The organism is Paenibacillus tritici (assembly GCF_018207515.1).
Taxonomy (GTDB): domain Bacteria; phylum Bacillota; class Bacilli; order Paenibacillales; family Paenibacillaceae; genus Paenibacillus_AQ; species Paenibacillus_AQ tritici.
In genome coordinates, this window is record NZ_CP073365.1 from 6182750 (window position 1) to 6196087 (window position 13338).

10 protein-coding genes are annotated in these 13338 nt (G+C 54.7%); all 10 read right to left on the reverse strand.

From position 1 onward, the window contains the following. Positions 1-19: 19 nt before the first annotated feature. Positions 20-907 carry a carbohydrate ABC transporter permease gene (locus KDC22_RS26470; protein WP_173132356.1) on the reverse strand — a complete coding sequence of 296 codons (888 nt, stop codon included), beginning with the start codon at positions 905-907 and terminating at the stop codon, positions 20-22. A 33-nt stretch (positions 908-940) separates the two neighbouring features. Continuing rightward, positions 941-1828 carry a carbohydrate ABC transporter permease gene (locus KDC22_RS26475; protein WP_211720907.1) on the reverse strand — a complete coding sequence of 296 codons (888 nt, stop codon included), beginning with the start codon at positions 1826-1828 and terminating at the stop codon, positions 941-943. A gap of 41 nt (positions 1829-1869) precedes the next feature. After that, positions 1870-3171 carry an ABC transporter substrate-binding protein gene (locus KDC22_RS26480; RefSeq protein ID WP_211720908.1) on the reverse strand — a complete coding sequence of 434 codons (1302 nt, stop codon included), beginning with the start codon at positions 3169-3171 and terminating at the stop codon, positions 1870-1872. A gap of 310 nt (positions 3172-3481) precedes the next feature. Next, complete coding sequence (locus KDC22_RS26485) at positions 3482-4654, reverse strand: GntR family transcriptional regulator (RefSeq protein ID WP_211720909.1); 1173 nt, start codon at positions 4652-4654, stop codon at positions 3482-3484. Positions 4655-4749: 95 nt separating this feature from the next. Next, positions 4750-5910, reverse strand: coding sequence for a glycoside hydrolase family 88 protein (locus KDC22_RS26490; protein ID WP_211720910.1), 1161 nt, complete (start codon positions 5908-5910; stop codon positions 4750-4752). After that, positions 5903-7270 (reverse strand): hypothetical protein, encoded by a 1368-nt coding sequence (locus KDC22_RS26495; RefSeq protein WP_211720911.1) that lies wholly within the window; start codon positions 7268-7270, stop codon positions 5903-5905. Before KDC22_RS26495 ends, KDC22_RS26490 begins: the two co-directional genes overlap by 8 nt. Before the next feature lie 70 nt (positions 7271-7340). Further along, positions 7341-9116 carry a cache domain-containing sensor histidine kinase gene (locus KDC22_RS26500; protein WP_211720912.1) on the reverse strand — a complete coding sequence of 592 codons (1776 nt, stop codon included), beginning with the start codon at positions 9114-9116 and terminating at the stop codon, positions 7341-7343. Further along, positions 9113-10729: a response regulator gene (locus KDC22_RS26505; RefSeq protein ID WP_211720913.1), complete on the reverse strand. Its 1617-nt coding sequence runs from the start codon at positions 10727-10729 to the stop codon at positions 9113-9115. Before KDC22_RS26505 ends, KDC22_RS26500 begins: the two co-directional genes overlap by 4 nt. Positions 10730-10779: 50 nt before the next feature. Next, positions 10780-12369, reverse strand: a complete 1590-nt coding sequence (locus KDC22_RS26510; protein ID WP_211720914.1) for an extracellular solute-binding protein — start codon at positions 12367-12369, stop codon at positions 10780-10782. A gap of 99 nt (positions 12370-12468) precedes the next feature. Further along, positions 12469-13335, reverse strand: coding sequence for a carbohydrate ABC transporter permease (locus KDC22_RS26515; protein ID WP_076079419.1), 867 nt, complete (start codon positions 13333-13335; stop codon positions 12469-12471). Positions 13336-13338 lie beyond the last annotated feature (3 nt).

Consider the following 13338-nt stretch of genomic DNA (forward strand, 5'->3'; position numbering starts at 1 on the left):
TTTGCCTCCGGCAGATCGCTCAGCCTTTGATGCCGCTGAAGGCAATCCCCTGTACAAAATAACGCTGCAGCGCTAGAAACAGCACCAGTATCGGCAGAATTGCCACCAGCGCCCCGGCCATCATCGGCCCATAGTCTGTCTGGAAATTATATGAAAAAGCCTGCAGGCCCATCTGAATCGTTGCCTTATCCGGATCATTCAGCACGATCATCGGCCACAGGAAGCTGTTCCAGCCGGCCTGGAAGGTGAAGATGCTCAAGGTAGCCAGCGCCGGACGGGTAAGCGGCAGATAAATCCGCCAAAAAATTTTAAATTCTCCGCAGCCCTCAATCCGTGCCATCTCCAGCATGTCACTGGGGAGCGTAAGAAAAAATTGCCGCATGAAGAACACCGCGAAGCTCCCGGAGGCCCCGGGAAGAATAATGCCCCAGAACGAGTTCATCAGCCCATTGCCGCCCCCGCCAAAAATATCATTGCCCCCGGCAAACGGAATATGGCGCATCACGTACACTGTCGGGATCATGGTCACAATGCCGGGAATCATCATTGCCGCCAGCAGCACGCGGAACACCGGCTTGTTCAGCCTGAATCTCAGCTTCGCAAAGGCATAGCCGCTAAGTGATCCAAAAAACAGGTTGGCCAGCACGCCCGACACGGCAAGCACGAGCGAATTCCAGAAGAATAACGCAAAAGGCACCGTTGAAAAGGCTTTGCGGTAATGCTCAAAGGTCAGATGCTTCGGAAACCACTGGATCGGCATCGCAAAAATCTCATCATCCGGCTTCAGCGAGGTTAGCAGACTCCAGTAGAACGGCAGAAACATAACAACTGCTATAAGGATACATACAATATAAAAAATGAGCTTGTAGAGGCCCTGCTTCAAGGCCGAACCGCCAGTAACACCCATCCTGTGAACCTCCTTTTCCTGGACAAGCTGCCCCTAAATGATCGACTCTTCCGCTTTGGAGACCCGCATATTAATCAGCGAGAAAATAAGAATGGCTACAGCAAGCACAAAGGCCTGCGCCGAGGCATAGCCCATTTGCAGCTGATTGAAGCCCTGCTGATAGATTAGATAAACCGGGGTCTTGGTCACATTGGCCGGACCGCCCTGTGTTAGCACAAAGGCCTGGTCAAACAGCTGCAGCGCACCAATAATCGCCATCGTGCTGACCAGGAAGGTCGTCGGCCGCAGCTGCGGCCAAGTGATGTAGCGGAAGCTGGCCCATTTGTTCGCCCCGTCCAGCCGTGCCGATTCATAGAGATAATCCGGGACACCCTGCAGACCGGCCAGATAAATAATCATGTTGGAGCCCACGGATTGCCAGAGGGTGAGCATCACAATGGACAGCATGGCCGTACTTGTCTCAGACAGCCAGGCAGGGCCGGTAATGCCCACATAGGACAGCAAGCCGTTCACCAGACCGAATTCCGGATGCAGCAGCCAGATCCATACGGTCGCCGCCGCTACCGCCGAGGTCAGCGTGGGCAAATAATAGAAGGTGCGGAACAGCTTAACCCCCCGCCATGCCCTGCTCAGCAGCATCGACAGCAGCAGGGAAATGATAATATTCAGCGGAACAAAAATAATGGAGTACAAGAACACATTCTTGAACGTCTTCCATAGCAGACTGTCGTCTATCAGACGGCGGTAGTTCTCCAGGCCTACCCAGTCATTCTGGCTAAGCACATCATAGTTGGTGAAGCTTAAATATAGAGCCATCACAACAGGTATGACTGTAAATACAGCGAACAGCAGCACTGTAGGCGTAATGAATACATAGGCCGTCCGGGCTTCGTGCTGTTCCACTTTTCTCATGGAAGCCATACAACTCCCCCTCTCATCATCCGGCAAGGTTCCCTGGCAGACTACTTAACAACCGCGTTATCCTCCAGCATTTTGTCTCCTTGCTCCTGAGCCTTCTTCAGGGTATCTTCAATGCTCAGCTTGTTCTGCTGGTTGAGCTGAAGATTAGGTGCAAGCGCATCGGTCTCCATCACAGAATATCCGGGATGCGCCGGACGGATTTTGGCGAATTCCAGCGTATCCAGAAACGGCTTCCACTGCGGGTCGTCCTGGAAAAACGGATCTTCCATCGAAGGCTTGAAGCCCGGAAGATTCAGGCTGGTCTTGGCCCACAGCAAGGCATTATCCTTGTTCGCTGTCCACCATTTAATGAATTCCCATGCTTCATCATGATGCTTGGAGCCTTCCGGAATAACGAGTCCGAAGCCGCCCATCACACTGCCCTTGTCGCCGTTCGGTCCGGCAGGAGGCGGTACAATGCCATAATCGAGATCTTTACCGTATTTGTTATAGGTACTGAGCATCCAGGGCCCGGAATAGAGCATGGCAACCTTGCCTGTAACGAAGGCATCCTGCCCTTCGCCAAGTCCCAGCTCAAAGCCAACCTTATACACCTTGTCTTTGTTCATCAGGCGGTCCCAGAATTCAAGCACCTGCTTGCCCTGCTCATTATTGAAATTGGTTTGTCCATCCTCTGTAAGCATCTGGCCGCCAGCCTGCTGGAGATACATATTGAACAAGCCAAGGTCACCCATGGAGAAGCCTGCCACCTCCAGCTTGTCGCCGTTCCACTTGGTCAGCTTGGCAGCAGCCTGCTCCAGTTCATCCCAGGTAGCCGGAGGCTGCAGCCCCGCTTCGTCCAGCAGCTTCTTATTGTAGAATAACGCCCGTGCATCAACGGTCAGCGGAAGCCCGTATAGCTTATTGTCATAGGAGAGCTCGGTCAATGACTCGCTATAGAAATCATCCTTGGAGATACCGTCACGCGTTAAGTACTCATCCACGGGATGCAGCACGTTCTTGGGAGCATACAGCGAGGTCCGCCAGCGGTCCCAGAACAGCACATCGGGAGCGCCGCCATTCGTAGCCGCAGTCAGGAATTTGGTGATCATATCCTGCTGCAGCACATATTTGACATGAATCTTGTCTTGTGATTTGTTGAAGGCATCCACCATGGTCTCGAACTGCTTCTGGCCTTCACCGCCCCAGTCGCCCCAGAACGTAAGCTCCGTCTTCTTTCCGCTGCTGCCGCTTCCGGCTTTGCCCTCATTCGCAGCGTTCTCTTGTCCCGAATTGCCGCTGCAGCCCGCCGCCAAGGCGGCGACCATCATCACCGAGAGTACCGTAACCAAACCTTTTTTCATTGCTTCATCCCCTTAATTTGTATTTGTCTGTTACAGGTTCCAGGGCTGCCAGCCTCTTTGCTCCACCAGTTAATCTTCCGCTAGCCCCCTGCTCGCTTTCAGTCGGAATGACCTCCTTTTTATTCAATGAAGCGCTTTCACAAATGAGTATATTGGTATTTAAATGATATGTCAATATGTATTTATAGATAATAATATACTAACATATGAAATGCACTGTAATTGCTAGACTGCAAGCTTCACCTCCGAACCGGAGACGGATCCATTTGAACGCACCAAAAAAACCCATTCGGCGGAATGGGTTTGCGGATTACAGCAGCTTGTTGTGACGGACAGGGCCGGTCGAATTCCCGGGAACCAGCTCAGCTTCAAGCATCACCTTATTGGGGACGGATTGGCCGTTCATAATACTGAGCACATTCTCCAGGGCAATCCGGCCCATCTCCTCTTCATTCTGCCGCATATGGGTGAAGGCATAGCCGCTGCCCAGATGTGTCGGCGGACTGTCAAAGCATATAATGGAGATATCCTCAGGTACACGCAGCCCCAGCCGTTCCACCGCAGTCTTCGCGAGCAGCGCGATATTGTATTCAATGGCAAATAACGCCGTGATTGAAGGATGGCTCTGCAGATGGGTTACAAGCCGCGAGAGGTCCCGTTCAATATTATCTGTATTAAAAGACTTTGGCAGCGTCGAGGTTAAATCACTGACCCACAGCTCCTTGTCCACCACGACTCCCCGCTGGGCATGGGCTTGAATGAAGCCCTCAATCCGGTCCTCCACGGCAGTGGTATCCACGGGAGGCGGAGACAGAAATGAAATATGACTATGCCCGAGGTCAAACAAATATTCCGTCGCATCAAGGGCTGCCTCCAGATTATTGGAGCTGATGGATGCCGCAGCCACTCCTTTGAGATGTCTGTCTACCAGCACGAGCGGAAACCGCCTGATGACCAGCTTCAGAATTTCCGCATTGAAATACTCGCCTTGGGCCGGAAAAATAATCAAACCGTCCACACCCAGTTTCAGCAGCTTCTGGATCGCCTGCTCCTCATTCTCCGGAATACCAAAGGTTCTCCGCAGCACCAGGAAGCAGTCACTGTCACGTGAAGCCTGCTCCATCCCGTAGATCAGCCCCGTCCCGTAGCTGTTGCCAAAGTCGGTGATGATCAGGCCGACTGTTTTGTCACCGGAGTGAATCTTCATGGCAGCAGGGGTTGTGATGTTCATCCCCGGGTCAGGCAGCCCAGTGGAAGCATCTGCTACGAACGAGCCGCGGCCGGGCTTGCGGACAATCAGCCGTTCGGCGGCAAGCATCTCAAGTGCTTTCTTGCTGGTTATACGGCTGACCTTATAGGTTTCTGCCAGCTCTTTCTCGGAAGGAACCCGTTCTCCGGGTTTATAAGCCTCTGTAAGGATGCTCTCCTTCACTTCATCAAAAATCTTCTCATACATCGGCTTGGAAGAGGTGGATTCAGTCATAACATTCTTGGTCCCCTGACATTCATTTTTCAGTATCATACATAATAATATATCATGATATATAAAAATTGTCGATCCAGGTCGCCAGAACTTATCTACCAATAACGCTGCCACTCTCCAAGCACCCGCATCAAGGCCTCACAGTAGAAGTAATCCCCCCAGAGGGTGCATTCGTCAATCCCCCAACCCCGTGGTTTGTTATAGACACCATGCAGCAGAATTCCGTTTGAATGAGGATGCTCCTTCGTTGTGTACCGCTCAGCAAGTACAGCCAGCATCTCCAGGGCAGCTTCTCTGTATTCGGCTGCACCCGGATCGTCAGCCGGTAATTGCCGGAACAGCTCCAGCAGCCCGCAGACAGTAATAGCAGCAGCCGAGCTGTCCTTCTCCTGGCCGTCGCCGTCCGTAAATATCAGATCCCAATACACAATGCCGTCTGCCGGAAGTTTTGCCAGGAAATAGTCGGCCAGCTGCCTGGAGGCATCAAGCAGCGATGAATCGCCCGTATGCGCGTAGGCAAGCGCGAAGCCGTATATGCCCCAGGCCTGCCCTCTCGCCCAGCAGGAATCATCGGCATATCCCTGATGAGTGTTGCCGTACAGCGGCTTACCCGTTTCCGCGTCCATATAATAGGTGTGATAGGAGGTATGGTCGGGGCGGACCAGATACCGGGCCGATTGCCGGGCGTGTCGGTGGGCTATGGATGCCAGGGCGCTGTCCCCAGTCTCTTCAGCAGCCCAGTGGAGCAGCGGAAGATTCAGCAGGCAGTCAATAATCATCCGGCCGCGCTGCGCCGGGTCATTCAGATCTCCCCAGGCCTGAATGATTCCAGCCTCGGGAAAGTAACGGTCCGCCAGCAGTCCGGCCGCTTCCAGCGCCATCTCCCGCGCCGCCGGATTGCCGGTAATCCGGTAGGCAGCAACCGCCGAGAGGCTGTACAGAAAACCCAGATCATGCGTATCCACCGCGATCCGCTCCTCCACCCGCCTCCGGAAGCTGTCCAACTGCTCTTCTGCCGCTTCCCGGTACCTGCTGTCTCCGGTCCATTCATACGCCAGCCAGACCATGCCGGTCCAGAAGCTGGCCGTCCAGTCCATATTCTCTATCGCAGGATAGACCAGACCTTGGCTGGCCGACGCCGGGAACAGCTCCGTATATACGGGCAGATTCTGCTCAATTTTACCTACCGCAAACTTCAGGGCCTGTTCGAAGAACAGCCGCTCATCCTCCTTGAGTTCACACAGTACTTTATGCATGGCCTTCCAGCCTCCTTTTTAAGCGGAGTGTAAGTCCGATTGTCTGCCGGCCGCCGGTCAGATTGAATCTGAGGAAGGCTAGCTTATCCTTAATCAGCTTAACTTCAGCACCGCCTGAACATGCGCTGACTTCATAGCCCGCCAGATCATCCCAGTACACTAACCCGAACGGAACAGCGCTGCTGCTCCCAATCTCATATTCAAGCTCAATCACCGTATCCGTCTTCAGGTACTTCGTCACGAATACCGGCGGAACAGCTTCTGTGAAATCATCGTTCATGTTCAGCTTGCCGATGTAATTGCGCAGCAGACGGGGCCTGCATTCTCCCTCCACGAAGGACAGCTGGCACTCTTTATCATAGTATAGAAAGGTTTCCGGCCAAGGGCCGAAGCCCACTCCGCCCAGAGTCATGGTGTATTCGTTAACCTCTGGCCGTACCGGATAATCATGGGTAAGCATATAAGATGGTGCCGTGTATTCATTCTGCTCTTTATACAGGCGTACAGCATGGGGTAAAGTCGTTAAGGTAATAGGATAGCTGGTAATATAGTTGAAAAAGAGATCCAGCATCCCTGCACATTCCTCGACATGGGAAGCCGGGAATACAGTGAACCGGTCTGTGAACTCCATCTCATGGCCTTCCTGCTGCTGGAGGAAAAACACCTGCCCGTTATGATCCGTATTGAACAAATATTCATCGAACAGATGCTTCCAGTAGTCGATATTCTCTCCCGTACACAGACCGGCGCGCAGCACATCGTTGGGATCCGTGGAATAGATGACTGGGCTGCCGGTATGGTAGGTGGCATGCAGGTCACGGGCGGTCCATTCACAGGCCACCACCTGGCCCCGGCCGGAATGCGGCACCTTGAAGCTCCCGCTGTTCACATACCAGGACCCCCAGGGAATGCCCTTATGGGTGATGCCATCCCACCAGAACTGCTCATAGCAATATCCCCACATGCCTTCAAAATCCAGTTCTTCCAGCACTTCAATCACTTCATTGTAAATCTTCCCCCTTGCGGCCACCTTGGTGGTGGCCCATGGGAAGGCCTCTTGCAGCAGCGACCAATCCTCTTCCAGCCGCCGCTTCAGCACCTCCTTAGAGGAGCCAGCCTCCTCTTCGAAAAAGGGGCATTGCAGGATGACATCATCGCCGTAGGTCGCATGCCATTCCCCGATCCGTTCCCGCAGGACCGGAATCGAGCCCCGGTTGACGATCCAGGTTACGGGAATCGCATATTTATGCGCAAGCTCCGCAGTCCGCTCAATCCCGTCAAGGGCGACACCCTTGCCCCAGTCTGCATCATAATGGGCAGCGTAGCTGACGAAGGTATAAATAAGTCGTTCCGGTTTCAACACAATCCCTCCAGATATTCATAGTTTGTTCCTGCCGGACCCTGCCCGGCGCGGCTTCTCCGCCGTTGCCCTAGTTATCTTCATACTCTCCCGGAAACCGGAGGGTTACGGCGGTAAGCTTGTAGGGCTCACTCTCCAGCTCCATCGCGGCCTTGTCCCCATAGTGCAGGCGCAGCCGGGTGTAGACATTCCGCAGAGCGTAGCCGCCATGCTCCTGCCTGCCTGCTTCGACAAGTCCGGCTTCCACCCTCTCCTTGTCGAAGCCTTCCCCGTTGTCCTCCACCTTACAGACGATGAAGGTCCCTTCCCGGTACACGCGGATGATGATCCGTCCGGTATGGCCTTCACTCCTGAATCCGTGGAGAATCGAGTTCTCCACCAGGGGCTGGAGCAGGATTTTTAGCAGCGGCTGCTCTTCCAGCCCTTCCTCCACTGTAATCTCATAGGTGAACAGCTCCTCGTAGCACTGCTGCTGCAGGCTTAAGTAACGGCTGACATGATCTACCTCCTTGGCTACGGTTGTCAGATCATGGCCGTTATTAAGCCCAAGCCGGAACAGTTGGGACAGGGAGACAATCATCTCCTTCACATCCTCCTGCTTGCGGGATTCTGATTTCCAGAGAATCGTATTCAAGGTGTTGTACAGAAAATGAGGATCAATCTGCGCCTGTAGCGCCTTGACCTCAGATACGCGCTTCTGCTTCTCCGCCTCAGTGACGTTCTGGATGAGCTGCTCAATTTTGACCAGCATGATGTTGAAGCGTTCGCCCACCTGTGCCACCTCATCCCTGTAATCGCTGGAGAAGCGCACGGAGAGATCATTGTCACCGGCTCGGGACATCAGACGCTGCAGCCGATAGAGAGGGCGGATCAGCAGGCCGGTCATCCACTTCGACAGAATCAGTGCCAGCGGAATGAGCGCGAGAACGATAACAAGGGTGGCCCACCACATGTAACGGATATCCTTCAGCAGCACAGCCTTGGGCTGGAAGTAGAAGATCATCCAATTATCGGGAAAGGTCACCTTGGCCCAATTGACCAGATATTCCTTCCCTTCGAACCTGTATTCAAAATGATTGCGCCCCGCGTTAACCTCGCTCTGGAAGGCCGCTTCCCGCATCGGGGCTACGAAGCGGGAATGCTCATCCATCACCGGATTACCCGCTGCGTCAATGACTGCAATGCTTCCGCTGTCGCCGACCACATTCGTCTCGGCATATTCCTTGATGGCAGACTCCCGCACATTGACGACCACCTGCACATCGGTTCCCCGGTAGGCCGAGATCGGCTCAATCAGCAGGCTGAGGACACGGCCGCTGTTCTCGAACAGCCCGTCACGGTGGGCCGGAACCCACAGCGGCAGCGTCTTCTCCTGCATAATCCGGCTTAGCGGAGTGTCCGCGAAATCCAGATTCGTCCGCTTCGCCCCGGTGACAGAATAGAATTCACCAATGGGCGTGGACACAAGCACCGAATCAATGGATGGCTCGATTAGCTGCATCTGGACCAGGGGCACCTGCAGCGCGTTGTTCAGCGCGAAATAAGAATAGTAGCTGGCCTCTGTTCCCGGCGAGGCGCGGAGAATATCCTCGAAGGGCGGACTCATCATAAAGGTCAGGACCGACAGCCGGACTTTGCGCAGCTTCTCCTCCAGCGCCTGGGCCGATTTGCCGATCATCATCTGGCTGAGCTCTGCCGTCTTGCGCTCCAGAAGCCGCGAAGCCAGGTATTGTGAGGAGACGCCTGTAACCCAGATCGCCAGAATCACGATGGACACTATGCCGATCCAGAGCCTGGTCTTGAAGGTGGAATTGTGCAGGAATGTCCGCAAAATCGGCTTTCTCATCCGTTGCCCTGTCTGGGCCCATAGGCCGCCCGGAATTCCGTGGGCGTCATGCCGGTCGTTTTCTTAAAGACATCGCTGAAATAGGAGCGCTCCTCATAGCCGAGGCTTTCGGCAATTTCGGCGATGGGCCGGTCACCGGCCAACAGCAGCTTGGCCTGCTCCATCTTCTCCTGGATGACGAAAGCGCCGACAGAGAGCCCGGTCACCTTCTTGAACAGGTTGGAGAAATAGCTGGTGCTCAGGTGAACATGGGCAGCATAGTCGCCGACCAGCAGATTGAGATGCAGATGCTCACGAATGTAGCGGATAGCCGCCTGAATCGCCTCTTGGGCGCTGAATTGCAGCCGGGACTGGACCTGCGCACAGCTCAGCTTGCACAGCTGCTTCAGCGATTCGCGCAGATCGCTCAGCACTGCGCGGGGCGAGGTCAATGCCTTCATTAACTCAGGCAACTCCGGACTCCCGGGCAGTTCAGGCACCGCATTGCGGATCAGAGCGGCAAGCTCTACACAGAGCGCCTTCGCACTGTCCGGCGAAGGCAGGGCTTCTGTCTTCCCGGCGGTTTCCAGCAGCATCAGCAGTAACTTCTCGGCCTGCCCGGCATTGCCGGAGCGCAGTGCATAGACCAGTTCCTTCTCCAGATCGGCATCAGGACGCGGAAGCACCTCGGGGCGCTGCGTGATATGCTCCCAGAAGAATACACTGTTGCCTCCGGTATAGAATGTGTAGGTTAGTGCCTCTACCGCCTGCTGATAGGCAACGGGAAGCTCATCCAGCTCCTGAACCGTCCGACTTACGCCTGCCGAGACCGTGCATTTGGAGTAACGCTCGGCGTTCTCCCGGCATTCCTCGGCGATTCCCAGTGCGCTGGCCCCGTCCCCTGTGTTGACAATGAGCACGAAGCGGTGAACCGATTCGCGGAACAGCGTTCCCTTGGCCATCCGGAGCACAGTCTCCTCTACGATGTTCTGCACGGCAAACCGCAGCAGCTCCGCATCATTGACCGGAATCTCCTCGCTCTTCTGTACGAAATGGTCTATCTCCAGCACCACGACGGCGAGCGGAGAGGACTGCATATCCATCTGCAGAAATTCCCAGCGCCTGCGCAGCGTCTCCGGTTGGGCCGAGAAGCGGACCAGCAGGCTGAGGTATTCCTGGCGCAATAACGGCATGCTCTCCCGCAGCTTCTGCTGCATGTCGCTCAGCTCCTCGCTGTGCTGCCGCTCTCTCTCCAGCTCCTCCGCAGCCTTCTTCACCACTTCGGCCAGCTGCCTCGGCGTGAAGGGCTTGAGGATATAATCGAAGGCGCCCAGACGAAGCGCTTCCTGCGCATGATCGAAATCGGAATAGCCGCTGATGAAGATAAATTTGGCATGCGGGAGCTGCGGCCGCAGCTCCCGCATCATCTCAATGCCGCTAAGCCTGGGCATACGGATATCCGTCACAATGATATCGGGCAGCTTCTTCTTAACGAGCGCCAGACCTCCCTCGCCGCTGGATGCCGTGCCCACGATGTCTATCCCCAGTTCGCTCCAGTCCATATCCCGGGAGATCCCGTTCACGACAGCGCGGATATCATCAATTACGACCATGGTATATGTCCGCTTGATCATAGGTGCCTCCTCCTTCAAAAGCCTCCTCCGGCCGGAGGAGGCGGAACTGATTATTGTTGTTCCAGATAACGCGCGTAAGCCGTATTATAGATTTCCAGTACTTCATCCAGCTTCAGCTGCTCCAGCTGCTGAACGAATGCGTCATAGCTGCCCTCCACTGCCTCTCCGCCCATGAACCACTTCTGCGAAGTTTCCATCACATAGGTTTCGATCGGCGGGAACAGCTCCTTAATCTTCTTGTCTTCATCCAGGGTGAAGCTCAGCTGCGGCACCTGGTACTCCGGGGCGAAGTAGTCATTGTCCACATACATTTTCACGCCTTCGAGAGCGATCTTATTCGTCCATTGCTCTTCGTAGGCGAAATCCTGATGTCCGCCGATCGTCAACTGGGCACCCGTGGTCTTGATCAGATAATCGACTACAGCAGGCTCATTCAATACCTTCTCGGTGAATACCGGCTTGCCGTCCACCACCGTGTACGTTTCGCCTTCGATTCCAAAGTTATGCAGACGGCGTCCTTCTTCAGTCCACCAGAAGTCCATATAGCGCAGTACAGCCGCCGGGTCCTTGGCATTCGCTGAAATCGCCCAGCCGGCATCGTTGCCCAGCGGATTGCGCTTGGTTACTTCAAATATCTTGCCGGAGATGCTGGCCGGAGGTGCGATAGGACGCAGCGAGAAATTAGGCAGAGTCGGCTGGAGCTTGTTGTTGTAATTGGCGGTGCTGGCGAACCAGTCATGCACAGAACCGCCGGTATCATTCGCAAAGAGAATATCACGTGCGGTATTGCCGCGGGTGAAGATCTCCTTATCAATCAGCCCTTCCTTGTACCACTTGGCTGTCTCGGTCACAGCCGTCTTATACTCCGGCTCGTTCGGCCCGTATACGATCTCGCTGTCCTTCAGCTTGAAGGACAGCGAGGCATCCCACAGAGGAAACAGGGAAGCGAAGCCGGAAGTGGCATTGCGGGAGAAGAAAGGCACCTCGTCCTTCTTGCCGTTTCCGTTAGGGTCCTGTTCACGGAACGCCTTCAGCACCTCGTAGTACTCCTGAACTGTTGCCGGAGCCTTCAGCCCCAGCTTGTCGAGCCAATCCTGACGGATATACCAGCCCTCCTGGGCTTCCCCGTCTGACACGAACGGCACGACATAAATCTTACCGTCTGAGGCAGTGATAGCACTCTTAACCGCCTTGTTCCCGTCCAGGAACGCCTTGAAGTTCGGAGCATTCTCGGCCAGCAAGTCATCCAGCGGCACAAGCGCGCCCTGAACAGCGATATTATTAAGTCCGGACAGCTGGTAAGCCACAATATCAGGCAGTTCACCCGAAGCGAGCAGCAGATTCCAGGCCTGGGCATCGTCGCCTCCGGTCGGAGCTACATTCTTCAGTGTGACGCCGGTAGCCTTGGCCGCTTCCTGAAAAATCGGCAAATCGCCGTTAATCTGAAGCGCCTGGCTATAATAATAGAAGTTAAGGTTTAGCGGTTCCACATTTGCTGCTGGTGAAGCAGAGGCGGCAGGCGAAGCGCCTGAATCATTCGCTGACGGGGATGGGGCTGCCCCCTCGTTGCCGCCTCCGCAGCCTGATACCAGGACGGCCATAAGCGCTGGTGCAAGCAGCAGGCTTTTCATCTTTTTCATGTACAATAATCCTCCCTTTTATCTAGTATATCTTATCCCTTTTCTATGCAAACAAGTACGCCTCCGGTCAAGGCTTCCCTGGCAGCACCGCTACTGGCTTCAGCCCTTGATGGAACCGATCATGACTCCGTGTACGAAATACTTCTGGATAAACGGATAGAAGAGCATCATCGGAAGAACGGCAACCACAATCGTGGCGTAGATGACCGTTTCTGCAATCAGATAGGAGCTGTCTGTGACCATCATGGAATCACTCGGCTTCATCTGTACCACCAGACGGTTCAGCAGCACCTGCAGCGGCACCTTGTCCTCACTGCGCAGCAGCACCATAGCCCAGAAGTATCCGTTCCAGCGCCCTACCGCATAGAAGAGCGTAACTGTCGCCAAGGCAGCCTTGGACAAGGGCAGCATAATCCGCAGCAGAATGGTGGCCTCGCTCGCCCCGTCAATGCGGGCTGCCTCCTCCAGCTCTTCGGGAACAGACTGGAAGAAGGTGCGCAGGATAATAACATTAAAGGTCGAAATAGCGAAGCCGAAGATGATTGCACTCCGCGTATCGAGCATGTCCAGGCTACGGAAATTCATATAGATAGGGATAATGCCGGCATTGAAGACAAGCGTGAAGGATATCATCAGATTGATCGCCTTCCGGCCTTTGAGCCTGCGCTTGGACAAGCTGTATGCACCGCAGATCGTAAGTACCATGCTGACCAGTGTACCTGCGACAGTGTAGAAGAGCGTATTGGCGTACCCGAGCCAAATGGTCGGCTCCCGGAAGACCGCCTTATAAGCGTCCAGTGTCGGCTCGACGGGGAACAGAATCACCCGGCCCGACACCACCGCATCCGGAGAACTGAAGGAAGCGGACAGCACATAGAGTACAGGGAACAGGACAATGATCATCAGAAGCGTCAGGAATACATAATTAAAGCGGTAAAAAATCTTTTCGCCGCGGCTTTCTGTCATGAT

Coding starts and splice junctions, on each gene's coding strand:
- KDC22_RS26485 (WP_211720909.1), bottom strand. CDS start 4,654: ATGACTGAATCCACCTCTTCCAAGCCGATGTATGAGAAGATTTTTGAT.
- KDC22_RS26500 (WP_211720912.1), bottom strand. CDS start 9,116: ATGAGAAAGCCGATTTTGCGGACATTCCTGCACAATTCCACCTTCAAG.
- KDC22_RS26475 (WP_211720907.1), bottom strand. CDS start 1,828: ATGGCTTCCATGAGAAAAGTGGAACAGCACGAAGCCCGGACGGCCTAT.
- KDC22_RS26480 (WP_211720908.1), bottom strand. CDS start 3,171: ATGAAAAAAGGTTTGGTTACGGTACTCTCGGTGATGATGGTCGCCGCC.
- KDC22_RS26510 (WP_211720914.1), bottom strand. CDS start 12,369: ATGAAAAAGATGAAAAGCCTGCTGCTTGCACCAGCGCTTATGGCCGTC.
- KDC22_RS26515 (WP_076079419.1), bottom strand. CDS start 13,335: ATGACAGAAAGCCGCGGCGAAAAGATTTTTTACCGCTTTAATTATGTA.
- KDC22_RS26505 (WP_211720913.1), bottom strand. CDS start 10,729: ATGATCAAGCGGACATATACCATGGTCGTAATTGATGATATCCGCGCT.
- KDC22_RS26470 (WP_173132356.1), bottom strand. CDS start 907: ATGGGTGTTACTGGCGGTTCGGCCTTGAAGCAGGGCCTCTACAAGCTC.
- KDC22_RS26490 (WP_211720910.1), bottom strand. CDS start 5,910: ATGCATAAAGTACTGTGTGAACTCAAGGAGGATGAGCGGCTGTTCTTC.